Origin of the sequence: Achromobacter marplatensis, assembly GCF_049060505.1 — a bacterium.
Taxonomy (GTDB): domain Bacteria; phylum Pseudomonadota; class Gammaproteobacteria; order Burkholderiales; family Burkholderiaceae_B; genus Achromobacter; species Achromobacter marplatensis_A.
Genome location: NZ_JBMGRB010000001.1, coordinates 830,175 through 854,570 on the forward strand (window position 1 = coordinate 830,175; position 24,396 = coordinate 854,570).

Annotated in this window: 17 protein-coding genes and 3 tRNA genes; 16 read left to right on the forward strand and 4 right to left on the reverse strand. The window is 63.1% G+C overall.

What is annotated here, in order from left to right; all coding sequences use genetic code 11:
• Window positions 1–135: 135 nt before the first annotated feature.
• A tRNA-Thr gene (locus ACI0FO_RS03700) sits at window positions 136–211 on the reverse strand.
• Between the two features lie 232 nt (window positions 212–443).
• Between ACI0FO_RS03700 and ACI0FO_RS03705 the strand changes: the two genes are divergently transcribed.
• From ACI0FO_RS03705 to ACI0FO_RS03720, 4 genes are all read left to right on the forward strand, one after another.
• Window positions 444–519 (forward strand) — tRNA-Asn (locus ACI0FO_RS03705).
• Window positions 520–771: 252 nt separating this feature from the next.
• On the forward strand, window positions 772–2,010 hold the full coding sequence (zigA, locus tag ACI0FO_RS03710) for a zinc metallochaperone GTPase ZigA (RefSeq protein ID WP_416024198.1): 1,239 nt from the start codon (window positions 772–774) through the stop codon (window positions 2,008–2,010).
• 20 nt (window positions 2,011–2,030) lie between these two features.
• Window positions 2,031–3,032 (forward strand): CobW family GTP-binding protein, encoded by a 1,002-nt coding sequence (locus ACI0FO_RS03715; protein ID WP_416024199.1) that lies wholly within the window; start codon window positions 2,031–2,033, stop codon window positions 3,030–3,032.
• A gap of 121 nt (window positions 3,033–3,153) precedes the next feature.
• Window positions 3,154–4,089 carry a LysR family transcriptional regulator gene (locus ACI0FO_RS03720; RefSeq protein WP_416024201.1) on the forward strand — a complete coding sequence of 312 codons (936 nt, stop codon included), beginning with the start codon at window positions 3,154–3,156 and terminating at the stop codon, window positions 4,087–4,089.
• 790 nt (window positions 4,090–4,879) lie between these two features.
• Here the strand turns inward: ACI0FO_RS03720 and ACI0FO_RS03725 are convergent.
• Window positions 4,880–4,956 (reverse strand) — tRNA-Met (locus tag ACI0FO_RS03725).
• A gap of 62 nt (window positions 4,957–5,018) precedes the next feature.
• Here ACI0FO_RS03725 and scpB point away from each other — a divergent pair.
• From scpB to typA, 8 genes are all read left to right on the forward strand, one after another.
• Window positions 5,019–6,218: an SMC-Scp complex subunit ScpB gene (gene scpB / locus ACI0FO_RS03730; protein ID WP_416024203.1), complete on the forward strand. Its 1,200-nt coding sequence runs from the start codon at window positions 5,019–5,021 to the stop codon at window positions 6,216–6,218.
• Window positions 6,219–6,253: 35 nt separating this feature from the next.
• The gene (locus ACI0FO_RS03735) at window positions 6,254–8,080 is read left to right on the forward strand and encodes a pseudouridine synthase (protein WP_416024205.1); all 1,827 of its coding nucleotides are present in this window, start codon (window positions 6,254–6,256) and stop codon (window positions 8,078–8,080) included.
• A gap of 616 nt (window positions 8,081–8,696) precedes the next feature.
• Window positions 8,697–9,197, forward strand: coding sequence for a ribosome maturation factor RimP (rimP, locus tag ACI0FO_RS03740; RefSeq protein ID WP_105555541.1), 501 nt, complete (start codon window positions 8,697–8,699; stop codon window positions 9,195–9,197).
• Entirely contained in the window at window positions 9,194–10,672 is a 1,479-nt protein-coding gene (gene nusA / locus ACI0FO_RS03745) for a transcription termination factor NusA (RefSeq protein ID WP_169270978.1), read from the forward strand. Before rimP ends, nusA begins: the two co-directional genes overlap by 4 nt.
• Before the next feature lie 95 nt (window positions 10,673–10,767).
• Window positions 10,768–13,830, forward strand: a complete 3,063-nt coding sequence (gene infB / locus ACI0FO_RS03750; RefSeq protein ID WP_416024207.1) for a translation initiation factor IF-2 — start codon at window positions 10,768–10,770, stop codon at window positions 13,828–13,830.
• 23 nt (window positions 13,831–13,853) lie between these two features.
• A complete protein-coding gene (gene rbfA / locus ACI0FO_RS03755; protein WP_006218273.1) occupies window positions 13,854–14,255 on the forward strand; it encodes a 30S ribosome-binding factor RbfA in 402 nt (133 codons plus the stop codon).
• Window positions 14,256–14,293: 38 nt separating this feature from the next.
• Window positions 14,294–15,046, forward strand: coding sequence for a tRNA pseudouridine(55) synthase TruB (truB, locus tag ACI0FO_RS03760; RefSeq protein WP_006218274.1), 753 nt, complete (start codon window positions 14,294–14,296; stop codon window positions 15,044–15,046).
• Window positions 15,043–16,866, forward strand: a complete 1,824-nt coding sequence (typA, locus tag ACI0FO_RS03765; RefSeq protein WP_416024210.1) for a translational GTPase TypA — start codon at window positions 15,043–15,045, stop codon at window positions 16,864–16,866. Before truB ends, typA begins: the two co-directional genes overlap by 4 nt.
• A gap of 96 nt (window positions 16,867–16,962) precedes the next feature.
• Here typA and ACI0FO_RS03770 read toward each other — a convergent pair whose 3' ends face one another.
• Window positions 16,963–17,361, reverse strand: a complete 399-nt coding sequence (locus tag ACI0FO_RS03770) for a tautomerase family protein (protein ID WP_416024212.1) — start codon at window positions 17,359–17,361, stop codon at window positions 16,963–16,965.
• A 106-nt stretch (window positions 17,362–17,467) separates the two neighbouring features.
• On the opposite strand from ACI0FO_RS03770, the gene ACI0FO_RS03775 reads away from it, so the two are divergent.
• Both ACI0FO_RS03775 and ACI0FO_RS03780 read left to right on the forward strand, forming a co-directional pair.
• On the forward strand, window positions 17,468–18,331 hold the full coding sequence (locus ACI0FO_RS03775) for a LysR family transcriptional regulator (protein ID WP_416024214.1): 864 nt from the start codon (window positions 17,468–17,470) through the stop codon (window positions 18,329–18,331).
• 228 nt (window positions 18,332–18,559) lie between these two features.
• Window positions 18,560–19,984 (forward strand): M20 family metallopeptidase, encoded by a 1,425-nt coding sequence (locus ACI0FO_RS03780; RefSeq protein ID WP_416024216.1) that lies wholly within the window; start codon window positions 18,560–18,562, stop codon window positions 19,982–19,984.
• Between the two features lie 43 nt (window positions 19,985–20,027).
• Here ACI0FO_RS03780 and ACI0FO_RS03785 read toward each other — a convergent pair whose 3' ends face one another.
• Window positions 20,028–20,654, reverse strand: coding sequence for a TIGR00730 family Rossman fold protein (locus ACI0FO_RS03785; protein ID WP_416024218.1), 627 nt, complete (start codon window positions 20,652–20,654; stop codon window positions 20,028–20,030).
• A gap of 64 nt (window positions 20,655–20,718) precedes the next feature.
• Here ACI0FO_RS03785 and polA point away from each other — a divergent pair, with 64 nt between their 5' ends.
• Complete coding sequence (polA, locus tag ACI0FO_RS03790; protein ID WP_416024220.1) at window positions 20,719–23,436, forward strand: DNA polymerase I; 2,718 nt, start codon at window positions 20,719–20,721, stop codon at window positions 23,434–23,436.
• A 112-nt stretch (window positions 23,437–23,548) separates the two neighbouring features.
• Entirely contained in the window at window positions 23,549–24,391 is an 843-nt protein-coding gene (locus ACI0FO_RS03795) for a ZIP family metal transporter (protein ID WP_416024222.1), read from the forward strand.
• Window positions 24,392–24,396 lie beyond the last annotated feature (5 nt).

Sequence of the window (24,396 nt, forward strand, 5' to 3'; positions counted from 1 at the left end):
GTCTTCGCTTGGTGGGGAAGGAAATCCAGCAAGTTGGACGCGCGGCAGGCGGATTGAGTTCCCGTGATCGGGCCCGCAAGAGGGATGGCGGAGCGGAAATGAAAAAAGCAGCCCGAGAGGGCTGCTTTTTGAATTTGGTGCCGGCAATAGGAGTCGAACCTACGACCTTCGCATTACGAATGCGCTGCTCTACCAACTGAGCTATGCCGGCAAGACCATTTGCTTCGATTCTTGCGTGCCGGTGTTGAATTCGGCGATGCTGAACTTCAGGCAAAACATCTTTGTTCTTCCCAGTTCGCTGCCCTGTTTATGGGGCCTGATCTGGAAAGACCGAAATCATATCAGAGTTTTTTCGTGATGGGAAACAAACGGCTTAAAAAGAACTAAAAAATTCGCGATTTGCATGGGAAAAAAATTTAGGTCATAATTACGTTCTTGGCAGATCCCCGATAGCTCAGTCGGTAGAGCGACGGACTGTTAATCCGCAGGTCGCTGGTTCGAGCCCAGCTCGGGGAGCCAAAAGAATTCAGTACCGACAAGTTCCGCGCCAAACTGGCGCCGAACACGAAAGGGTCACCCACGAAAGTGAGTGGCCCTTTTTGTTTTGCGCTTCCATGCCTTTCCGCGTGTTTCTCACGCCTAGGCCGCCTTGGCCCTTTTTTGCCTTCGCCGATATCCGATTACCTGAATCAATGCGCGATTCGTCCGAATGCGGGTAGTGGTTTTCGCCATTAGTGTTATGTAATAACATTCTATTTTTGGAGTGAAGCCATGACGTTGATGAATGAGACGGATCCGTTGCGTGATGGGCGCTTGCCGGTAACGGTGCTGTCCGGGTTCTTGGGGGCGGGCAAGACGACGTTGCTGAATCATGTGTTGAACAACCGCGAAGGGCGGCGGGTGGCGGTTATCGTCAATGACATGTCCGAAGTCAATATCGATGCGCGCCTGGTGCGCGAGGGCGGGGCGGCGCTATCGCGCGCCGACGAAAAGCTGGTCGAAATGAGCAATGGCTGCATCTGCTGTACGCTCCGTGAAGATCTGCTGGTGGAGATCCGCCGCTTGGCCGCCGAGGGGCGTTTTGATTACTTGTTGATCGAATCGACAGGCATCTCCGAGCCCTTGCCGGTGGCCGAGACGTTCACGTTCCGCGACGATGACGGTGTCAGCCTGGGCGATGTTGCCCGGCTGGACACGATGGTCACGGTAGTGGATGCTTTCAACTTCTTGCGGGACTACGCCAGTCAAGACAGTTTGGCGGAGCGCGGCGAGACCCTTGGCAACGAGGATGCGCGCACCGTCGTGGACCTGCTGATCGAGCAAGTGGAATTTTGCGACGTCATTGTCTTGAACAAGACCGATCTGGTGGAGCCTGACGAACTGGCTCGCCTGGAAGCGATGTTGGGCCAACTGAACCCGCGTGCGCATATCATCCGCAGCGAATTCGGCCGGGTTCCAATGGCAAGCGTGCTGGATACGGGGCGGTTTGATTTCGAAGCCGCCGCGCAGGCGCCGGGCTGGCTGAAGACGTTGCGTGGCGAGCACGTTCCAGAGAGCCAGGAGTACGGCATTGGCAGTTTCGTGTTTCGTGCCAAGCGCCCGTTCCACCCGCGGCGTTTCTGGGATTGCGTCCATCAGGAGTGGCCTGGCGTCGTAAGGTCGAAGGGCTATTTCTGGCTGGTGACGCGGCCGGCGTTCGCGGCGTCGTGGTCCCAGGCGGGGGCAATCGTGCGCCATGGCGCGGCAGGTTACTGGTGGGCGGCGCTGCCGCGCGAGCAATGGCCCGAAGATGTGGAATCGCGGAAAGCGATTCTGTCGGACTGGGATCCGGTCTATGGCGACCGGCGCCAGGAATTGGTGCTGATCGGCATCGGCATGGACGAGGCGGCGCTGCGGGCGCGCTTGCAGGCGTGTTTGATGACGCAGGAAGAAATGACGCGGCCCGCCAGTGAGCTGGCTGCGCTGGCGGATCCGTTTCCGGTGTGGGGGCGGCCGCAAAATCCGGGGTAGCTCCCGTTGGACGAATGGGTATGGACGGGGACAAGCGCATTGGCGTGACGGTGATTTCAGGGTTTCTGGGCAGTGGCAAGACCACGCTGCTGAACCGGTTGCTGCACGAGCCGGCATACGCCGACGCGTTGGTCATCGTCAATGAATATGGCGATGTCGGCGTCGATCATCATCTAGTGCGCCTGGCGCCAGCGAATGTCGTGTTGATCGAGGGCGGTTGCCTCTGTTGTGTTGTCAGTGGCGCCGTAGTGGACACGCTGCGCGACCTTTTCATGCTGGCGCTCAGTCGCCGGATCAAGCCGTTTCGCCGCGTGCTGATTGAAACGAGCGGGTTGGCGGATCCCGCGTCGATCCTGTTCATGCTCAAACACGATCGGTTCTTGTCCGAGCGTTACGCGTATCGCGGCGCGATCGTGGTCGTGGACGTGCGGCACGGCGAGGAGCAATTGGCGTCGCAGCCCGAAGCGGCGCGGCAATTGGCGCTAGCCGATGCCGTCGTGCTCGGTAAATCAGAGTTGGCGGACGCAGCGCAATTGCGGCGGGTAGAACAGGCGGTCATCGCTATCAACCCCGGCGCGCAGCGTTGCGTCCAGCGGCAGGATGCGCCCTTGGCAGGAGTGCTGCGCGACGGCCCCGATGCGCTTGCGCGCCGGGATGGCGTCGCGCTGGCGAACTGGCTGCAGGCCTTCGCGCGTCCGGTCGCCGACCGCCATGCGCAAGTTGCCAGTTTTTCGTTGACCTTGTCCGCGCCGCTGGGTCGAGCCGCCTTTCTGGCCGGCGTGTCGCGCATCCAGGAGCGCTTTGGCCAGGGGGTGCTTCGGATGAAGGGGTTGGTGTGTTTCGAAGGCGAGGCGCTGCCATGCGAGGTGCACGGCGTCCATGGCGAACTGTATCCGCTAAGCACGCTGTCGCAATGGCCCAGTGATGACCGCGCGTCGCATCTTGTCTACATCCTGCGCGGGCTGGATGCGGACAACGTGCGCGCCGAGGTCTTGCAGGCGCTGGGGCAATTGCCTGCTTGAGGGGGCGCCTGTCCAGCCTTTGTCGCGCGGCAGGCTGAATTCTCGTGTCGCGATTTCTGCACGGATGTTGCATGGAAATACGGTATAACCGGTACGGTCTGATGCAAGAACCGAGACAATCATGGATCGTCTGAAAGCCATGCAGGTGTTCGTCGAAGTCGCCGATCGGGGGAGCCTATCGGCGGCGGCAGTCCATTTGGACATGTCGCGTGCGATGGTGTCGCGGTATCTGGCCGAAATGGAACAGTGGGTGGGCGTGCGTTTGCTGCATCGCACCACGCGCCGGCTCAGCCTCACGCCTGCGGGGGCGGAAACCTTGCCGCGGTGCCGGCAGATGCTCGACATGGTGGGCGATCTGCGTAGCGCGGTATCCACCCCGGAAGACACGCCGCGCGGCTTGCTGCGCATTACGACCAGCATGTCCTTCGGTTCAAGGCATTTGGCCAGCGTGGTTACCGATTACGTCAAGCAGCACCCCGGCACCTCCGTGGATTTGATGCTGGTCGAGCGCGCTGTCAATCTGGTCGAAGAGCGGGTAGACCTGGCGGTCCGGATCACGAATGACCTGGACCCCAACCTGATCGCGCGTAAATTGGCCGTCTGCCGCTCGGTGGTGTGCGCATCGCCCGACTACCTGGCGCGCGAAGGCGTGCCGGCGCGCATCGAAGATCTGTCCTTGCGCAATTGCCTGACGCATTCCTATTTTGGCAAAAGCCTGTGGCGATTCGAACGCGATGGCCAGCCAGTGGATGTGCCGGTCAGCGGCAATATCAGCGCGAATGAGGTCTCGGTACTGTCGAGCGCCGCGCTGGAGGGCGCGGGCATCGCCATGCTGCCGACTTACTACGCGGCCGAGTATCTGGCGGCGGGGCGCTTGAAAGCTATTCTGCCGCAGTGCAAGCCGCAGGAACTGGGCATTTACGGCGTTTATGCCTCGCGCCGCCAGATGCCGTTGATCTTGCGTTCGATGCTGGATTTTCTGGTGGAGCGTCTGGGTTCCGCGCCGTGGGATAAGCCCGTCTCGGTGTCTGCGGTGCCCCCGGGGGCGCCGTCTTGAGGCGAAGGCTTCGAGGGCGGTCGGGGTTGAGGGCCAGAGTTATGGCGGTATAATTTGGGTATTGTCATGGCGGGCCGGGCATATTTTGTCCGGGCATACGCCAGCAAGCCATATTGCGGCGGGCCAATGTCCGCTAGCATGTAGTCGTCGAAAATAGCTAAGAATCGTAAGTCCGGCCTGGAATTGGTCATCGCATCACGAAGTGGGTCTTCGTATGCGCGAGGGGGCGCATGGGGTTCAGGGTGGCGGCCAGCCACAATGCCGAATCCGATGCCTGACGATCCAGGTCTTGATACTGATCGCCGCAGGAAATAGGCGCTGGGTTACCAGCGTGTCCCGCAGGCTTGTGTTGGCGTGTAATGCCAGCTTTTCCAGAATTTGCTTAAGGCGTCTGCCGTGATGGAAATCAGGCAGGCATATCGCCCTATCTTGATTGGCGCGGCCGTTTCGGCGCATGCCAACGCGCGGTTCGCCGCGCAGCCCGTCATGCATGACAGTCAACCCAGGAATGTTGTGAACACTACGCAAGCCCATGCCGTCTGTCGCGAGCCCGCTTTTGCTGGGGCCTTGCTGGCGGGTGCGGGCGCGGCGTTCATTGTGACGCCTGCTTTGATTGCACGTGTTGCCGCTAGCGATTTGGCGCGGGCCCCATCGGCGCAAGATACGCGAGTCGCGGCGCAACAGGTGTTGGGTTTGCCGACGCAAATGAAGTTCGCGGGCAAGAATATTGTGGGCACATTGTGGGCACAAATGAAAAAGGCCCGGCGCATTCGCCAGGCCTTCGTCAATTTGGTTGCGGGGGCAGGATTTGAACCTACGACCTTCGGGTTATGAGCCCGACGAGCTGCCAGACTGCTCCACCCCGCGTCTGAGAAAAGAATATTAACCTTATTTTCAACCTAGCGCAAGTTAGCCCTTTTTGAATCTGAATGTCGATGAATGATAGCGAGGCAATACTCGTGCTGGAAACCGCGCTGTTATGCGCGGTGCAGCCGATGCAACTGTCCGATATGCGCAAGCTATTCGGGGACGATGAACAATTCGACAACAGCAAGCTGCGCGGGCTGTTGGAGACGCTGCAAAGCAATTGGGCCGATGGCGGCCTCGAATTAGTGCAGCTGGCAAGCGGATGGCGTTTCCAGAGCCGCCCGCACATGCAGCGCTACCTTGAGCGGCTTAGCCCGGAAAAGCCGCCCAAGTATTCGCGCGCAGTCATGGAGACGCTGGCCATCGTGGCCTGGCGCCAGCCGGTCACGCGCGGCGACATCGAGGACATCCGAGGCGTCACCGTGTCTTCGCAAATCGTGAAGGCGCTCGAGGACCGGGGGTGGATCGAGGTCATCGGGCATCGCGATGCGCCGGGTCGTCCCGCCCTGTTCGGCACGACGCGCCAATTCCTGGACGATCTCGGCCTGCGGGCGCTGGATGAGCTTCCGCCGTTGGAATCGGCCCAAGCCGCTGCGGCGCTGGCTGGCCTGGATCTGGGCGAAGTGCAGCAACTTACAGGCGAGGGCGCCGCGCCCGTCGACGACGCCAAGCCCGACGACGCCGCCGCCGATGGCGAAAATGACGGTGAAACCGCTGCCGAGGTCGACGGGCTGCAGGGCGAAATTGCCATCGATGAGCCGGCGGCCGTGAAAGAAAATGACGATATCCCAGTTGCGGAATTGTCTGTTTCGGAACACGATGCACCCATAGCCCCTGGCGATAGCGTAGAATCCGTCGTTTCGCGCACAGAAGAAAGCGCGGATCCCGCAGACGAACCCACCGTCCGGGAGCAAGCCGAAGGCTTGTCCAATACGCCAACCCCGTCCGGTTTTCCCGACGAAGGGGCGGGCAACGACCTTTCCGATATGGCCGCCGACGTCACAGAAGCCGGTGCTGCAAAGGAAAGTGTCGAGAACGCAAAACACGCGGAACCGACCGAACCGATTGACGAGACCGATCACGCAGCGCCTGGCGCCGCCGGGCATGAGCCCGCCATCGGCCTTGACGAACGTGTTCGGCCCGACCCTGATGTCGTTCCCACGGCGTCGGGCGAGGCAGAGCCGGAGCGGCCTCGCGCCGTCCGTGAGTCGGCGTCCCCTGATGATGACGAGCCTGCCCCTGGCAGGCCTACCCAAGTTTGAAATTCGGAGCTGTCCCAGTGACAACGAATACAGCAATGCAGGACGACAATCCCCGTTCGGATGACACCGTTTCCAACGGTCAACCGGAAGCATCCGCCGCGCGTGAGCCGGCAGCCGAAGGTGAGGCCGGTGCCCGTGGGCGCGGGCGCAAGCTGAGGACGCCGTTCCGTCGCCGTCGCGGCGATGCAACGGCCGAACAGGCGCCGGCAGCCGAGGGCCAGCAGCCTGCGGCGGCCGTTGCTCCGGTTGAGTCGCCCGACTCCCGTGGCGGCGAGCAGGAGGCCGAGCAGGCCCTGTCGTACCTGGACTCGGCGGACCGCATGGAGCAGCGCCTGGGCAAGTACCTGAACAGCGATTCGGTCATGCCCAAGCTGCACAAGGTGCTGGCTGACGCCGGTATCGGTTCGCGCCGCGAAATGGAAGAGTTGATTGTCGCGGGCCGCGTGTCGGTCAACGGCGAGCCCGCCCATATCGGCCAGCGCGTGGCGCCGAATGACCAGGTCCGCGTCAACGGCAAGCCCATCATGCGCGTGAATACGAAGAAGCCGCCGCGCGTGATCCTGTATCACAAGCCGGCAGGCGAGATCGTCAGCCACGACGATCCGGGTGGCCGCGCCAGCGTCTTTGCGCGCCTGCCCAAGCTGCGCACCGGCAAGTGGTTGTCGGTTGGGCGCCTGGACTTGAATACCGAAGGTCTGCTGATTTTCACGACCTCGGGCGACATGGCCAACCGCATCATGCACCCCCGTTACGGCACCGAGCGCGAATACGCGGTCCGCGTGTTGGGCGAAATGGACGAGGCCCAGCGCCAGTCGCTGGTCGATGGCATTGAGCTGGAAGACGGCCTGGCCGCTTTCGGCGCGCTGGAATACCTGGGTGGCGATGGCAGCAACCGCTGGTATCGCGTGACCTTGCAGGAAGGCCGCAACCGCGAAGTCCGCCGCATGTTCGAAGCCGTCGGCGTCACGGTCAGCCGTCTGATCCGCACCCGTTTCGGCGACGTGGTCTTGCCGCGCACGCTGCGGCGCGGCCGGTGGGAAGAGTTGGATGGTTCGCTTGTGACGGCGCTGATGGTCCAGCTGGGACTGTTGCGTGAAGACGACGAATCCGGTGGCAATCGCCGCCGTTCGAAGCAACCTCAATCGCATGACAGCGCCTTGCCCCCGGGCTTTGGCACCATGGATCGCAATGGCATGAACGGCGCCCGCATCGGTCGCCGCGGCAAGTTGCAAGGGGGGCGTCTGGGCAGCGCGGGCCAAACGGCGGCATGTCCCTCCGATCCGTTCGGCACCGGTTTGATGATTGCTGGCGGTTATGCCAATGGTCATCCGTTGGCCGCGGAAGGCGCGGGCGGCAACCGCAAGGGCGGTAAGCCCGGCGGCCGTTCGGCAGCGCCTGCGGGCGGGGGGCGGCCGGGTGGCAAGCCGGGCGGAAAGCCCGGTGGCAAACCGGGCGGCAAGCCTCGCGGTCCCCGTTCGGTGGCGGCCAACGGCCCGTCGGGTCCGATGGCTTCCGCGGATGCTGTCGGCAACGTGGCGGAAGCGCCCTTGGGCGGTGGCGGCCGCAAGCCTGCCGGCCGTAAGCCGGGTGGTGGCAAGCCGGCGGGTGCGGGCGGCGGCAACAGCCGCGGCGGCAAGCCGGCAGGCGCGGGCCGTGGCGGCAACAAGGCCGAAGGCTCGTCGCGCGCGGCCGGAAGCGGCGCCGGCAACAACAAGGGACCGGGTGCGGGCGGCAAGCCGCGCGCCCCGCGCAATGCGTCGTCGTCTTCCTCGCCGCGTGGCGATGATTGGCAGCCGCGTGGCGCTTCGGCCCACGAATCGCGCCTTGGCGTGATGGGCGGGCGTGGCCGGCAGGGCCGCTAAGTGCGGTCAGGCGGCGCGCAGGGCGCGCCGCCGGGGCCGATGTGTCCCATATAAACGTAAGCCCGTGACGAATCAGGCGATTTTCCGGTTTATCTGGTAAAATCAATGGTTTTCATGGCTTCGCGTCATTGCCTTTCGCCCGACAGCGGTCTTCAGTGTGCTCGATAGCGCGTGTCTGGCAGCATGTCCGGCAGCGGCACTGAGTAGCAGCGGCACTGATAAGCGGCACTGAATAGCAATGGCTCTGAGTGGCAGCGGCGCTGAAATAGCAGCGGCGCCATGAAGATAGTGCGTGAAGATAGTGCGCCAGGGGGCGGTTCCCGAAGTGGGTGCCACCTTATGAGTGGCGATGGCGCGGCAAGAAGGCATCAAGCGTGTTGGCCTGTAGGCAACGCGCGGTAGGCAAGAGCAGTTGGCATCGGAGTTGCGCCAAGTGCCGCCGGGCCCGGATAGACGGGTTGGGGCGGGGCTGTATGGGGGAATCCCGTGGCGCAAACCACAAATTAGGTCGCAATATAGGGCGCTGCCCAGCATTGCTCCTTACGTGCAGTAGGGAAGCGGCTGGGCTCTGCGCAATATCGGTGGGCTGGGCGTACAGCCCATTTTTTTTGAGTATATGGCTGATTTATTCGCATTGACCGAAGAGGCTTTGGCCGGCATGGACCTCGAACTCGTAGACGTCGAGCGTGCCGCCCTGGGCCTTTTGCGCGTGACGATCGATCGGGTCGGCGGTGTGCGCATCGAAGACTGCGAGCAGGTGTCTCGCCAATTGTCGCGGGTGTTTGAAGTCGAGAACATCGACTATAAGCGGCTGGAAGTCGGTTCGCCGGGCATTGACCGCCCGCTGCGCAACGAGAACGAATTCCGCCGTTTCGCAGGCGAGCGCATCGAAATCAAGCTGCGCGAGGCATTAGACGGACGTAAGGTTTTCTCCGGCACGCTGACCGTGCCCGAAGACGCCGCCGCCTCGGACGCCGCTGCTGGCATGCACAAGACCGTGTTCGGTCTCGAATTTGAGGCAAAAAAGAACGATGTCCAGGTTTTGAATTTCACGGTCGATGACATCGAACGTGCAAAACTGGATCCCGTTCTGGATTTCAAGGGCAAAAAGCGATGAGTCGCGAAATTCTTCTGTTGGTCGATGCCTTGGCGCGTGAAAAGAACGTCACGCGCGACGTCGTGTTCGGTGCGCTGGAAAGTGCGCTGGCCTCGGCCATGAAAAAGCGCTTCAAGGATGATGCGGACATTCGTGTCGCCATCGATAGGGAAACTGGCGATCACGAGGGCTTCCGCCGTTGGCTGGTCGTGCCTGATGAAGCCGGGCTGCAAGAACCCGATAAGCAGGAAATGCTGTCGGACGCGGTGGAAATCGTCCCCGGTATCCAGGAAGGCGAGTACATCGAAGAGCCCCTCGAGCCCATCGAATTCGGCCGTATCGGCGCGCAGGCGGCCAAGCAGGCCATTCTGCAGAAAATTCGTGACGCCGAACGCGAACAGGTGCTGAACGACTTCCTGGACCGTGGCGAAACCATCGTGTCTGGCACGATCAAGCGCATGGACAAGGGCGACGCCATTGTCGAAACCGGCAAGATCGAAGCGCGCCTGCCGCGTTCCGAAATGATCCCGAAGGAAAACCTCCGGGTGGCCGACCGCGTCCGCGCCTTCGTGTTGCGTGTTGACCACGCCGCGCGTGGCCAGCAAGTGATCTTGTCGCGCACCTCGCCCGAGTTCATCCGCCAGCTGTTCGAGAACGAAGTTCCCGAGATCGAGCAGGGCCTGCTGGAGATCAAGGCCGCCGCCCGCGATGCCGGCGTGCGTGCGAAGATCGCCGTGGTGGCTTACGATAAGCGTATCGACCCGATCGGCACGTGTGTGGGCATGCGCGGTTCGCGTGTTACCGCGGTTCGCAACGAGCTGGGCGGCGAGCAGGTCGATATCGTGCTGTGGTCGGAAGACCCCGCGCAGTTTGTCATTGGCGCCCTGGCGCCGGCCAACGTCGAATCGATCGTCGTTGATGAAGACAAGCATGCGATGGACGTTGTCGTCGACGAAGAAAACCTGCCCAAGGCCATCGGCGCCAAGGGTCAGAACGTGCGCCTGGCGTCCGAACTGACGGGCTGGCAGATCAATATCATGACGCCGGAAGAAAGCCTGAACCGCCAGGAAGTCGAGCGGTCGGGTCTGCGCGCCACGTTCATGAGCAAGCTGGACGTTGATGAGGAAGTCGCCGACATCCTGATCGACGAAGGTTTTACCGGTATCGAGGAAATCGCTTACGTGCCCATGCAGGAACTGCTGGAAATCGAAGCGTTTGACGAAGACACCATCAATGAATTGCGCGCCCGTGCCCGCAATGCGTTGCTGACTGAGGCGATTGCCCAGGAAGAGCGCCTTGAGACCGCACAGGATTTGCTTGAACTCGAAGGCATGACGCAAGAATTGGCCAGCAAGCTGGCCGAGCGTCAAGTGCATACGCGTGATGATCTGGCCGAACTGGCAACGGACGAACTGGCGGAAATCGCCGGCTTGACCGAGCAGGAAGCCAGCGACCTCATCATGCGTGCCCGTGCCCATTGGTTCGACGAAGAATAACCAAAAGGACACGGGTCTGCGGTGGGTAGTGCAGGTTTTATCCACCGCAAGTTCACGTTGTTTGTAATAGCTGCATATAGGGAAGAGAGAGCCTAATGTCGAGTAACACCGTCGCCCAGTTCGCTACCGAGCTGAAAATGCCTGCCAATGTGCTGCTGGATCAGTTGCGCTCGGCTGGCGTTGATCTCAAATCGGTTGACGATTCCGTCACCGACAGCGACAAGGCGAAATTGCTCGAATCGCTGCGTCGCGCCCATGGCGCGACCGAAGGCAAGAAGATCACCCTGACGCGTCGCCAAACGTCCGAAATCCGGCAGGCTGACGCCACCGGCCGTTCGCGCACGATTCAGGTCGAAGTGCGCAAGAAGCGCGTGTTCGTCAAGCGTGATCCCTCCGAAATCGCCCTGGAGCAGGCCGCGTCCGCGCGCGCCGAAGATGAAGCGTCCGTCGAAGACGAGCAGCAGGTGTCCGCGCCGGCTGCGCCCGAGGCTCCTGCTGTGGTCGAGCCCCGCGAGGCCACTCCCGTCCAGGCAGAGGCTCCGGCCCCCGTCCAGGCGGAAGAGCCCGTTGCTGTAGAAGCGCCCGCGCCGGTTGAAGCGCCCGCGCCTGTTGAATCCGTCGCGGCCGAAGTGCCCGCCCCCGTCGAGGCGAAAGCCCCCGAAGTCCAGGCCCAGCCTGAACCCGAATCGACGTCGGCGCCTGCTCCTGCCGAGCCCGTGGCCGACGAGGCCAAGCCCGAAGTTAAGACTGAATCCACCGAGCCCCTGGCTGAAGAAGCCAAGCCGGAACCCGTTGTGCTAGCTAATAAGTCAGAAACATCTTCCTCCCAGGCCAACGCGCCTGTCGCCCAGGCTCAGCCTGCTGCGAAGTCCGAACCCGTCAAATCCGCCGCGCCCGCCGCGTCTACGCCTGCCGCGCCTGCCGCCAGGGTAGGCAACCGTGCCGACAACCGCCGTGCCGGCCCGCCGCTCGCCGCCTCCGCTACGTCGGGCGGCCGCGATGAGGCCCGCCGTGCCGCCGAGGCCGAAGCCGCCGCGCTGCGTGAGATGCTGAACCGTCCCCGCAAGGTGCTGCGCGCGCCCGAACCGGAGGCGCCTGCCGCCCCCGCCGCGGCGCCCATTTCGGGCACGCTGCACAAGCCGGCCGGCAAGCCGGGCGCCACGCCTGGCGCCAAGAAAGACGCCAAGCCCGCAGCGCCGGGTGCGAAGAAGACCATCAAGACCGCTGAAGTCGCGTCGACCTGGTCGGATGACGCATCGCGCAAGAAGCCCGCCGACAAGCCGGCAGCCCCGGCCAGCCGTGACGGCTGGCGCGCAGGCGGCAAGGGTGGTGGCAAGGGCGGCGGCCGTGGTGGCCGCAACCAGCAGAACGACCGCCGCAACGAGCCGGCGCCGCAAGAATTCATCGCACGTGAAGTCCACGTGCCCGAAACCATCAGCGTGGCCGACCTGGCTCACAAGATGTCCGTCAAGGCCGCCGAAGTCATCAAGCAATTGATGAAGCTGGGCCAGATGGTCACCATCAACCAGGTGCTGGACCAGGAAACGGCCATGATCGTGGTCGAGGAACTGGGCCACGTGGCGATCGCCGCCAAGCTGGATGACCCGGAAGCCTTCCTGGACGAAACCGCCACGGTTTCCGAAGCCGAGCAGCTGCCGCGCGCACCGGTCGTGACCGTCATGGGCCACGTCGACCACGGCAAGACCTCGCTGCTGGACTACATCCGCCGCGCCAAGGTCGCTGCGGGCGAAGCGGGCGGCATTACGCAACACATTGGCGCCTACCACGTTCAAACCGAGCGCGGCATGGTGACCTTCCTTGACACCCCGGGCCACGAGGCGTTCACCGCCATGCGTGCCCGCGGCGCCAAGGCTACCGACATCGTGATTCTGGTGGTTGCCGCCGACGACGGCGTGATGCCGCAAACGCGTGAAGCCATCCACCACGCCAAGGCCGCGGGCGTGCCCATGGTCGTGGCCGTGACCAAGATCGACAAGCCGTCGGCCAACCCGGAACGCGTCAAGCAGGAATTGGTTGCCGAACAGGTCGTGCCGGAAGAATACGGTGGTGACGTGCCCTTCGTGGGCGTGTCGGCCAAGACCGGCGAAGGCATCGACGATCTGCTGGAAAACCTGCTGCTGCAAGCCGAAGTGCTGGAATTGAAGGCACCGGTCGAGGCAGCCGCCAAGGGCCTGGTCATCGAAGCCCGTCTGGACAAGGGCCGCGGCCCGGTCGCGACGATTCTGGTGCAGAGCGGCACGCTCAAGCGCGGCGACGTGGTGCTGGCCGGCGCAAGCTTCGGCCGTGTTCGCGCCATGCTGGACGAAAACGGCAAGCCGATTCAATCGGCCGGCCCGTCGATCCCGGTGGAAATCCAGGGCCTGACCGAAGTGCCCGCCGCTGGTGACGAGCTGATGGCGCTGTCCGACGAGCGCAAGGCGCGCGAAATTGCGCTGTTCCGCCAAGGCAAGTTCCGCGACGTCAAGCTGGCTCGCCAACAGGCCGCCAAGCTGGAATCGATGTTCGACAACCTGGGCGAGGGCACGCAGACCCTCACGCTTATCGTCAAGACCGACGTGCAGGGTTCGCAAGAAGCGCTGGTCCAGTCGCTGGTCAAGCTGTCGACCGACGAAGTCCGTGTGCAAGTGGTGCACGCGGCTGTCGGTGGCATCTCGGAAACCGACATCAACTTGGCCATCGCCTCGAACGCTGTCGTGATCGGCTTCAATGTGCGTGCGGAAGCAAGCGCCAAGAAGCTGGCCGAGAACAACGGCATCGACGTGCGCTACTACAACATCATTTACGACGCCGTGGATGAAGTTAAGGCGGCCATGTCGGGCATGTTGGCGCCCGAGAAGAAAGAAGAAATCATCGGCCTGGTCGAGATCCGTGAGGTCTACAGCATCTCGCGCCTTGGCAACATCGCCGGTTGTATGGTGCTTGACGGCATCGTCCGCCGCGATTCCCAGGTACGCCTGCTGCGCAACAACGTGGTTCACTGGACGGGGCATCTTGAATCGCTGCGCCGCTTCAAGGACGACGTCAAGGAAGTCAAGTCGGGCTTCGATTGCGGTCTTACGCTGCGCGGCAACAATGACATCCAGGTGGGCGACCAACTGGAAGTCTTTGAAATCAAGGAAATCGCGCGTACGCTGTAAAGCGTCGCGAGGCATTATTGCTAATGAGCCGTCACAAGTCCAAAGCCATCCCCGGCCGCAATCTGCGGCTGGCCGACCAGATCCAAAAAGATCTGGCCGAGATCATCCAGCGCGAAATCGATATGTCTCGCGCTGGCCTGATCACGCTCTCCGGTGTGGAATTGTCGACCGACTACGCGCATGCCAAGGTGTGGTTCACGGTTTTGGGCGCCGAGCCCGAAGCCGCGACCGCCTTGCTGAACGAGAAAGCCGGTTGGCTGCACTCGCAGCTCTATAAGCTGCTGCACATTCACACTGTCCCCACTTTGCGTTTCTTCCACGACGAGCAAATTGCCCGTGGTATCGAAATGTCGATCCTTATCGACCGCGCAAACCGGCCCGGCCCCCATTCGGGCGTGCCCGACGAACCTGAAGACCAGTCCTGATCGGGCTGTCGTCACTGCTCTAAACACGGATTCCGACGATGGCTAAACGACGCGGGCTTTTGCTCGACGGTGTGCTGTTGCTCGACAAACCCGTAGGTTTGTCGAGCAACCACGCCTTACAACGCGCCAAACGTGCCATGGATGCGGCGAAAGCCGGTCACACGGGCACGTTGGATCCCTTCGCCACCGGCTTGCTGGTGTGCTGCATGGGACGCGCGACCAAGATTTCCGGCGCGATGCTTAACGCTGACAAGGCGTATCGCGCTACGCTGCAATTTGGCAGCGAAACCGATTCTGGCGACCTGACCGGCAATGTCGTGTCCACCGCCGAACCGGGCTTTACCGTTGACGAACAGGCGCTGCGCGACGCGCTGTCACGTTTCTCGGGCACGATCGAGCAGATTCCGCCGATGTACTCCGCGCTCAAGCGCGATGGAAAACCGTTGTACGAGTACGCGCGCGCCGGCATCGAGCTGGAACGGGCCCCGCGCCAGATCACGATTCACCGCATCGAGCTGTTGTCCCTTTCGGGAACGCAGGCAGAGATCGATGTGGCTTGCAGTAAAGGCACATACATCCGAACACTGGCCCAGGACATCGGGCGCGTGCTGGGCTGTTTCGCCCACCTGACGGCGCTGCGGCGCACGCATGTCGGGCCATTTTCTCTGGAACGCGCCGTTGAGCTGGAAGCCTTGCAGGCCATGCCAGACCCCAAGCAGGCATTGCTTGCACTGAACGAATTGCCGGAGGGCTTGCTGCCTTCCACCCTGACCTTAAAGGACTCGCTATGACTCGCGCCTTGCGCAACGTCGCCATCATCGCCCACGTGGACCACGGTAAAACAACCCTGGTCGACCAGCTGCTGCGCCAATCCGGCACCTTCCGCGAAAACCAGGCGCTGACCGAACGGGTCATGGACTCGAACGATCTGGAAAAAGAACGCGGCATCACGATTCTGGCCAAGAACTGTGCCGTTGAATACGAAGGCACGCACATCAACATCGTCGACACCCCGGGTCACGCTGACTTCGGTGGTGAAGTCGAACGCGTGCTGTCCATGGTCGACGGCGTGCTGCTGCTGGTTGACGCCGTTGAAGGCCCGATGCCGCAGACCATTTTCGTGACCCGCAAGGCGCTGGCCCTGGGCCTGAAGCCGATCGTCGTGGTCAACAAGGTCGACCGCCCGGGCGCTCGCACCGACTTCGTCATCAACGCCACGTTCGACCTGTTCGACAAGCTGGGCGCGACGGAAGAGCAGCTGGACTTCCCGGTGGTCTACGCCTCGGGCCTGTCGGGCTACGCTGGCCTGACGCCGGACGTGCGCGAAGGCAATATGCGTCCGCTGTTCGAAGCCATCCTGCAGCACGTGCCGCAGCGCGACGACGATCCCAACGGTCCGTTGCAGATGCAGATCATCTCGCTGGACTACAACAGCTACGTCGGCAAGATCGGCGTGGGTCGCATCAATCGTGGCCGTATGCGCCCCGGTATGGAAGTGGCTTACAAGTTCGGTCCTGACGGCCAGGGCGGCCGCGGCCGCATCAACCAGGTGCTGAAGTTCCACGGCCTGGAACGCGTCGTGGTGGATGAAGCCGAAGCTGGCGACATCGTGCTGATCAACGGTATTGAAGAACTGGGCATTGGCTGCACCGTCACCGACGTGACGACGCAGGAAGCCCTGCCGATGCTGCGCATCGACGAGCCGACGCTGACCATGAACTTCATGGTGAACACGTCGCCGCTGGCCGGCCGCGAAGGCAAGTTCGTGACCAGCCGCCAAGTGCGCGACCGCCTGGACCGCGAACTGAAGTCCAACGTGGCGCTGCGTGTGCGCGATACGGGCGACGACACGGTATTCGAAGTGTCGGGCCGCGGCGAACTGCACCTGACGATTCTGCTGGAAACGATGCGCCGCGAAGGCTACGAGCTGGCCGTGTCGCGCCCGCGCGTGGTGTTCAAGGACATCGACGGCGTGAAGTGCGAGCCGTTTGAATCGCTGACGGTCGACGTCGAAGACGCCCACCAGGGCGGCGTGATGGAAGAGCTGGGCCGCCGCAAGGGCGACCTGCAGGACATGCAGCCGGACGGCCGTGGCCGCACCCGCCTGGAATACCTGATTCCGGCTCGTGGCCTGATCGGCTTCCAGAACGAGTTCCTGACGCTGACGCGCGGCACGGGCTTGATGAGCCACATTTTCCATGAGTACGCCCCGGTCAAGGAAGGTTCGATCGGCGAGCGCCGCAACGGCGTGCTGATCAGCCAGGATCACGGCGACGCCGTGGCCTACGCCCTGTGGAAGCTGCAGGACCGCGGCCGCATGTTCGTGAGCCCGGGCGATGCGCTGTACGAAGGCATGATCATCGGCATTCACAGCCGCGACAACGACCTGGTCGTGAACCCGATCAAGGGCAAGCAGCTGACCAACGTGCGCGCCTCGGGCACCGACGAAGCCGTGCGCCTGGTTCCGCCGATCCAGATGTCGCTGGAATATGCCGTGGAATTCATCGACGACGACGAACTCGTGGAAATCACGCCGAAGTCGATCCGTCTGCGCAAGCGCCACCTGCTGGAAAACGAACGCAAGCGCGCTGCGCGCGACGCCGCCGTTTAAGCGGGACGGGGGCAACGCCCCCGCGTTTTGCCTGTATGCGAAAAAGCCGCGCACCTTCGGGTGCGCGGCTTTTTTTTCGTCCGTGGCGCTGGCGTGCTACACGCCGTTTTGTTGGTGCCGGTATTCCTGCGTGGCGCCGCCGTAGCCATAGGCGGCTGCCCGCGCGTCGATCACGTGGACATATGAGCACTCATGCAGCTCACCCAGGATTTCCTGGAATGACGCGTAGATCTCTTTGATGAAGCGCGCCTTTTCACCCTTGGTGTTGGTCTCGTCGGTGACGCTGATGTCCAGGTGGAAGGCATTCTTGCCCAGTTCCGACAGCGGACGGCCGCCGATGAACCAGAGGTCATGCGGGATGTGTTGCAGCGTGATGGCGATGACCGGCAACTGTTTGCCCAGTACTGATCGGGTCACGCCGGCCACGGCGTCGACGACGCGGCGGTTGATGGCGGCATCGGAGGCGCCGGAGAGGTGAACGACGATGTGAGGCATGAGAGGCTCCTGATGGGGTAGGGGTGAAGCCAGTTTAGGATCCCTGTTGACATCGGAAAAGCGGGAAATTACGATTCCATCCATCGTTTAATCCGTTGGATAAGCCATGTCTGGATTTGACCTGGACCAGCTACGCACGCTGGTTGCCGTGCTGGAATCCGGCAGCCTGACCGCGGCGGCGCCAAAGGTGTTCCTGTCGCAATCGTCCGTCAGCGAACAGATGCGCAAACTGGAAGAGCGCGCGGGGCAGCCATTGCTGGTGCGCGGCAAAGCCGGCGTGACGGCAACGCCTGCGGGCGAGCGTCTGTTGGCGCATGCCCGCGCCATCCTGGCGTTGAGCGACGAGGCGTACCGCGACCTGCGGGGGGTGTCGTTGCGAGGCGAGCTTCGGTTGTGCATCACGGACTATTTCCGCCCCGGCGACGTGGCGCGCATGCTGCGGCGCTTGAACGAGCAGTATCCGCAGGTGCGCATGCATGTGACGATCATGAAGAGCGGGGCCATCGAGGCCGCCTACGAACGTGGCGAGATCGACGTGGGCATATCGATGTCGATCCAGGAGCGCGGCGCGCCGCGAGCGCGCGCGCAGGGAGAATTGCTGCGCCGCGAACCTTTGCTATGGATGGCCGCGGAGGGCGCGGGCGCGCCGGCGGGTGAGCCTTTGGCGTTGCTGGTGTTGCCGGAAACATGCGCCTTGCGGCAGTACGTCGAACGGCTGCTGTCGCGCCGCGGCGTGCCGTACTCGGTGGCGCACGTGGCCTCGGGCGTGGCGGGATTGCAGTTGGCCATTTCGGCGGGATTGGGCGTGGCCTGCCTGAACGAATCGGCGTTGGCACCGGGCGTCGCGCGGCTGCACGCGCCGGGTTTGCCGGCGTTGCCGATGGTGGAATTCCGCTTGCTGCCTGCCCGGGCCGGCGAAAGCGAATTCATGGGGTTGGCGCGCGAGGCCATCGTCCGCGCCATGCGCTGACGAGTGCCTCAGCCGCGCAACCATTCCAGGAAATCGTGGCCTGGCCCTTGCCCGCGAACCACGGCGTTGCTTCACGCAGCCGGACGGGGGCGCGCCGGAGGCGTTTGCGCGACGCATTTCGCAGACGCTGGCCGCCAATCGCAAAATCATTGAAACTGCCGAGATCAAGCTCGACGAATGACCGGCTTTTTTTCAACGGGACAGGATCAACCTTTCACTGGAGAAGCAATGGGTGCCATCGACAAACTTGCGCCGTTCATTGACGCGCGCAGCGATCGTTACGCGGATCTGAGCGACCGCATCTGGAGCCTGGCAGAATTGCGCTACGACGAGCACAAATCGGCCGAGCTGCATATCGAGATGTTGGAAGTAGCGGGTTTCCGCATCACGCGGGACGCTGCGGGCATCCCGACGGCCTTCGTGGCCGAAGCCGGCCAAGGCGGCCCCGTCATCGGCATCTTGGGCGAATACGACGCCCTGTCGGGCCTGAGCCAGGAGAGCGGCGCGTTCGCTTGCCAGCCATCGCCCGAAACGCCGAATGGGAATGGCCACGGATGCGGGCACCATCTGCTGGGCACGGCCGCGCATTTCGCCGCCGTCGCAGTCAAAGAGTTCCTGGAAGCCAACCAGTTGCCGGGCACGATCCGCTTCTATGGCTGCCCGGCGGAAGAGGGCGGTTCGGGCAAGACATTCATGGCGCGCGCCGGCCTGTTCGACGATCTGGACGCGGCCCTGACCTGGCATCCGGCATCGCACACGGGGATCTTCTACCAATCGTCGCTGGCGAATATCCAGGCCTATTTCCGCTTCCGCGGGATTGCCGCGCACGCCGCGAATTCGCCGCATCTTGGCCGTAGCGCGCTGGACGCGGTGGAACTGATGAACGTGGGCGTGAACTACCTGCGTGAACACATGGTGCCGGACGCGCGCGTGCATTACGCCGTGACCCATAGCGGCGGCATTTCGCCCAACGTGGTGCAGGCCCGCGCCGAGGTCCTGTACCTGGTGCGCGCCCCGGTCAATTCGCAGGCGTCGGAACTTTACGAGCGCGTGAAAAACGTGGCGCGGGGCGCGGCATTGATGACGGACTGCCAACTGGAAATCGTGTTTGACAAGGCTTGCTCGAACTACATGCCGAACCGCGTGCTGAACGAAGTGATGTACGCCAACATGCAGGCGCTGCAAGGGCCCGCCTACACCCCGGGCGAAGAGCAGGCCGCGCGCCGCATGTGGGATTCGATCACGGAAGACGATATCGACAACGCTGGCAAGAACCTGGGCGCGGTACTGCGCAATCCCACGCCGCTGTTCTCCGGCGTGGCGCCCTTCGATCCGGCCAAGACCGAGATCAGCTACGGGTCCACCGATGTTGGCGACGTCAGTTGGGTGACGCCCACCGCGCAATGCTGGGGGGCATGCTACGCCTACGGCACGCCGTTCCATTCATGGCAGATGGTGGCGCAGGGCAAGATGTCCATGGCTCACAAGGGCATGGTGCATGCGGCCAAGATCATCGCGGCGACCGCCGCCGATCTTTACACGAAGCCGGAGGCGCTGGCCCGGGCCAAGGAAGAATTGCGGGAGGCGCGACGGGGCCAGCCCTACGTGTGCCCGATCCCGGCCGAAGTGGTGCCGTCGTTCATGCGGAAGTGAAAAATGCCCCCGCGGGGGCATTTTTCATGGGGCCGGCGAAACGTCAGGCCGGAAGCGAAGGCGCGTATTGCGCGTCCGAGTGGACCTTTTCGTGGAACTCCACCACGCGGCGCACCACCTTGACGGGATCGTCTTCGATGATGAAGAGGTCCAGGTCGTGCGCGCCGATCATGCCGTTGCCCAGCACCTGGCCGCCCAGCCAATCCACCAGGCCGGACCAGTATTCGCTGCCCACCAGCACGATGGGCGCGGGCGGGACCTTGCCCGTCTGGATCAGCGTCAACGCTTCGAAGAGCTCGTCCAGGGTGCCGAAGCCGCCCGGCATCGCCACGTAGGCGAAGCTGTGCATGAAGAACGTGGCCTTGCGCGAAAAGAAATATTCGAACGACAGGCTGATGGTCTGGTATTCGTTGTTGTGCGCTTCGTGCGGCAGGCTGATGTTCAACCCGATGCTGGTGCCGCCCGCTTCGAATGCGCCTTTATTGGCTGCCTCCATGATGCCGGGGCCGCCCCCGGCGATGACCGCGAAACCGGCGCCAGCAAGGGCGGCCGATATGGCGATGGTGGTTTCATAGTGGGGGGAATTGCGACTGACTCGTGCACTGCCGAAGACGCTGACTGCGGGCCCGATGTTCGCGAGCTTGTCTGCCGCCGTCCGTATCTCTGACATAATCAGCGGAATTTGTTTGTTGGCGGGTGTTTCCGCAGTTATTGCCATATCTGCCTTTGTAACCATGAAAAAAACCTTATTACTGGTCGACGGTTCAAGTTACTTGTACCGCGCTTTCCACGCTATGCCTGATTTGCGCAATGCGCAAGGCGAACCTACGGGTGCGCTCTATGGCGTGGTGAACATGTTGCGCAAGCTTGTATCTGACCACAAGGCAGAGTATGCCGCATGTATTTTCGACGCCCGCGGCAAGACCTTTCGGGACGATTTGTATCCCGAGTACAAGTCGCACCGGCCCCCCATGCCGGAGGACCTGGCTGCGCAGATCGAACCTATCCACCGCGCTGTGCGCGCGCTGGGCTGGCCGGTGCTGGCCATCGAGGGCGTTGAAGCGGACGACGTGATCGGCACATTGGCCAAGCGCGCGGCCGAGCACGACGTGCACACCATTGTTTCCACCGGCGACAAAGATCTGGCGCAACTGGTCAACAGCCACGTCACCCTGGTCAACACCATGACTGGCGAAGTGCTTGACGAACCCGGCGTGGTCAACAAATTCGGCGTGCCGCCCGACCGCATCGTCGACTATCTGATGCTGGTGGGCGACACGGTGGACAACGTCCCGGGCGTGACTAAGGTCGGCCCGAAGACGGCGGTGAAGTGGCTGACGGAATTCGGCTCTATCGACAAACTGGTGGAAGGCGCCGATGGCATCAAGGGCGTGGCCGGCAGCAACCTGCGCGAGGCCATCCCGAACTTCCCGCTGACGCGCCAGTTGCTGACGGTGAAGTACGACTGCGACCTGACCGGCCACGTCGAAAGCGTGGACGACCTGACGCCGCGGGAACGCGACGACGCCACGCTGACCGAACTGTACGAACGCTACGGGTTCCGCACGTGGCTGCGCGATCTGACCGGTGACGCCGAGCGCGTGCCGACTGGCGATGCCCGCATTGCGGCTGACGTGCCCGCGGCTCCCGCCGAACTGGATTACCGCATTATTTCCGACTGGGCGGAATTCGACGCGTGGGTGGAAAAGCTGCAGGGCGCATCCCTGGTGGCGCTGGACACCGAAACTACGTCGCTGGACCAGATGCAGGCCAAGCTTGTTGGCCTGTCGCTGGCGGTGGAGCCGGGTGTGGCCTGCTACATCCCCGTGGCGCATCGCGGCCCCGACGGCGCGACCCAATTGCCCAAGGCCGAGGTGCTGGCGCGCCTGAAGCCGTGGCTTGAGGACGCCTCGCGCGCCAAGCTGCTGCATCACGCCAAGTACGATGCCCATGTGTTTGCCAATGAAGGCATCCGGCTGGCTGGCATTGCCGAAGACACGATGCTTGAAGCGTATGTGCTGGAATCCCATCGCGGCGTGGGCCTGAACGATCTGGCCCAACGCTACCTGGGCCGCAGCGGCGTGTCCTACGAAGACCTGTGCGGCAAGGGCGCCAAGCAGATCGGCTTTGACGAAGTGGCGGTCGACAAGGCGGGGCACTACGCCGCCGAGGACGCTGATTTCACCTTGCAACTGCATCAGGTGCTGCGCCCGATGGTGGCGGCCGACGAAGGGCTGAATCGCGTCTACCAGCTTGAGATCAAGGTGTCGGCGGTGCTGACCACGATCGAGCGCAACGGTGTAAAGGTGGATGCCGCCGAGCTTGGCCGCCAAAGCCACAAACTGGGCCAGGAAATGTTGCGCCTGGAGCAAAAGGCCTACGAGCTGGCGGGCCAGCCCTTCAACCTGAATTCCCCCAAGCAACTGGGCGAGATCCTGTTCGACCGCATGCAGTTGCCCGTGGTCCGCAAGACTGCGGGCGGCGCGCCGTCCACGGACGAAGACGTGCTGACCAAGCTGGCGCTGGACTACCCGTTGCCGCAGGTGCTGCTGGAGTACCGGGGCCTGTCCAAGTTGAAGTCGACCTACACGGACAAGCTGCCGCGCATGATCAACCCGGACACGGGGCGGGTTCACACGCGCTACGCGCAGGCGGCGGTGATCACGGGCCGCCTGGCCTCGTCCGATCCCAATTTGCAGAACATCCCGGTTCGCACCGAGGCTGGCCGCCGCGTGCGCGAGGCCTTCATCGCCGAACAGGGCTTGCTGCTGTCGGCCGACTATTCCCAGATCGAGCTGCGCATCATGGCGCACGTCTCCGACGACGCCAATCTGCAGCGCGCCTTCGCCGCCGGCGAGGACATCCACCGGGCCACCGCGTCCGAGGTGTTCGGCGTGCCGCTGGCCGACGTGTCGACCGATCAGCGCCGTGCCGCCAAGGCCATCAACTTCGGCCTGATCTACGGCATGGGCGTGTTTGGCTTGGCGTCCAACCTGGGCATCACGCGCGACGCGGCGCAGGCGTATATCGACCGCTATTTCGCCCGCTATCCCGGCGTGGCGATGTACATGGAGAACACCCGTCGGCTGGCGCGCGAGCAAGGCTACGTGGAAACGGTATTCGGGCGCCGCCTGCAATTGCCGGAAATCCGTGGCGCGTCTGGTCCGCGCCGGCAGGGCGCCGAGCGGGCGGCTATCAATGCGCCCATGCAGGGCACGGCCGCCGACCTCATCAAGATGGCCATGGTGGCCGTGCAAGAGTGGTTGGAAGCCGAACAACTGCAGACCCGCATGATCATGCAAGTGCACGACGAACTGGTGCTGGAAGCGCCGGACGCCGAGATCGAGCGGGTCAAGGAAGCGCTGCCGCGCCTGATGTGCAATGTTGCCGAGCTGCGCGTGCCGCTGGTGGCCGAGGTCGGCATGGGCAAGAACTGGGAACAGGCGCACTAAGTCCTGCGCGGGTCTTCGGACATGGGTGGGCCGCCTTCGGGCGGCCCATTTCCGATTTTGGGATTGCAACAATATAATGTTGCGCTTCCCCGCCCTATATTGCGTCCCCAAAATGTTGCTGCTCTGGGTCCTGCTTGCCACCGTTACCGGTGGCCTTATCGCCGTCCTTGTCGCCAGCTGGCTGGCCTACAAGGTGTTTGCCCAATACCTGCATCACATGGTGAGCCTGTCGGTGGGGGTGCTGCTGTCGGTGGCGCTGCTGCACCTGCTGCCCGAGGCCTTCGAAGGCGGGGTAAGCGACGCCCATACGCTGTTCGGGCTGATGCTGGCGTCGCTGATCGGTTTTTTCGTGCTGGAGAAGATCGCGCTGTTGCGCCATAGCCATCACCACGAGGGCGACGGCCACCATCATCACAAGGGCCACGACCACCACGAAGCGGGGCGGGGTGGGGTGTTGATCCTGATCGGCAGTTCGCTGCACAACTTGTGCGATGGCGTGCTGGTGGCGGCGGCGTTCCTGACCGATCCGCTGCTGGGCGTGCTGACGGCTGCCTCGATCATCGTGCACGAAGTGCCGCACAAGCTAAGCGATTTCGTCGTCCTGCTTAACGCGGGGCTGGCGCGCCGCCGGGCCTTTCTACTGATCCTGTTCACCAGCTTGTGTTCAGCCGTGGGCGGCATAATAGGGTACTTCGTGCTTCAGCAAGCACAGGGCTGGGTGCCCTATGTGCTGGTGATTGCCGCCAGCAGCTTCCTTTACATCTCGGTGGCCGACCTGATGCCGCAGATGCACGAACGGGTATCCCTTTCGGATGCCGTCCCGCAATTGCTGCTGGTGGGCGTGGGCGTGGCGCTGATCTATAGCGTGACGACCCTGATGCACCATGGGCACGAGCATGTGGCCGATCCCGGCCACGGCGCGCCCCATGCGGAGCACGCCCACCCGGCTCATTAGGGCGC

What these genes read in the sequence shown, in the direction of transcription:
- zigA (WP_416024198.1), top strand. Translation starts at nt 772, where the DNA reads ATGACGTTGATGAATGAGACGGATCCGTTGCGTGATGGGCGCTTGCCG.
- ACI0FO_RS03715 (WP_416024199.1), top strand. Translation starts at nt 2,031, where the DNA reads ATGGACGGGGACAAGCGCATTGGCGTGACGGTGATTTCAGGGTTTCTG.
- ACI0FO_RS03720 (WP_416024201.1), top strand. Translation starts at nt 3,154, where the DNA reads ATGGATCGTCTGAAAGCCATGCAGGTGTTCGTCGAAGTCGCCGATCGG.
- scpB (WP_416024203.1), top strand. Translation starts at nt 5,019, where the DNA reads ATGTCGATGAATGATAGCGAGGCAATACTCGTGCTGGAAACCGCGCTG.
- ACI0FO_RS03735 (WP_416024205.1), top strand. Translation starts at nt 6,254, where the DNA reads ATGCAGGACGACAATCCCCGTTCGGATGACACCGTTTCCAACGGTCAA.
- rimP (WP_105555541.1), top strand. Translation starts at nt 8,697, where the DNA reads ATGGCTGATTTATTCGCATTGACCGAAGAGGCTTTGGCCGGCATGGAC.
- nusA (WP_169270978.1), top strand. Translation starts at nt 9,194, where the DNA reads ATGAGTCGCGAAATTCTTCTGTTGGTCGATGCCTTGGCGCGTGAAAAG.
- infB (WP_416024207.1), top strand. Translation starts at nt 10,768, where the DNA reads ATGTCGAGTAACACCGTCGCCCAGTTCGCTACCGAGCTGAAAATGCCT.
- rbfA (WP_006218273.1), top strand. Translation starts at nt 13,854, where the DNA reads ATGAGCCGTCACAAGTCCAAAGCCATCCCCGGCCGCAATCTGCGGCTG.
- truB (WP_006218274.1), top strand. Translation starts at nt 14,294, where the DNA reads ATGGCTAAACGACGCGGGCTTTTGCTCGACGGTGTGCTGTTGCTCGAC.
- typA (WP_416024210.1), top strand. Translation starts at nt 15,043, where the DNA reads ATGACTCGCGCCTTGCGCAACGTCGCCATCATCGCCCACGTGGACCAC.
- ACI0FO_RS03770 (WP_416024212.1), bottom strand. Translation starts at nt 17,361, where the DNA reads ATGCCTCACATCGTCGTTCACCTCTCCGGCGCCTCCGATGCCGCCATC.
- ACI0FO_RS03775 (WP_416024214.1), top strand. Translation starts at nt 17,468, where the DNA reads ATGTCTGGATTTGACCTGGACCAGCTACGCACGCTGGTTGCCGTGCTG.
- ACI0FO_RS03780 (WP_416024216.1), top strand. Translation starts at nt 18,560, where the DNA reads ATGGGTGCCATCGACAAACTTGCGCCGTTCATTGACGCGCGCAGCGAT.
- ACI0FO_RS03785 (WP_416024218.1), bottom strand. Translation starts at nt 20,654, where the DNA reads ATGTCAGAGATACGGACGGCGGCAGACAAGCTCGCGAACATCGGGCCC.
- polA (WP_416024220.1), top strand. Translation starts at nt 20,719, where the DNA reads ATGAAAAAAACCTTATTACTGGTCGACGGTTCAAGTTACTTGTACCGC.
- ACI0FO_RS03795 (WP_416024222.1), top strand. Translation starts at nt 23,549, where the DNA reads ATGTTGCTGCTCTGGGTCCTGCTTGCCACCGTTACCGGTGGCCTTATC.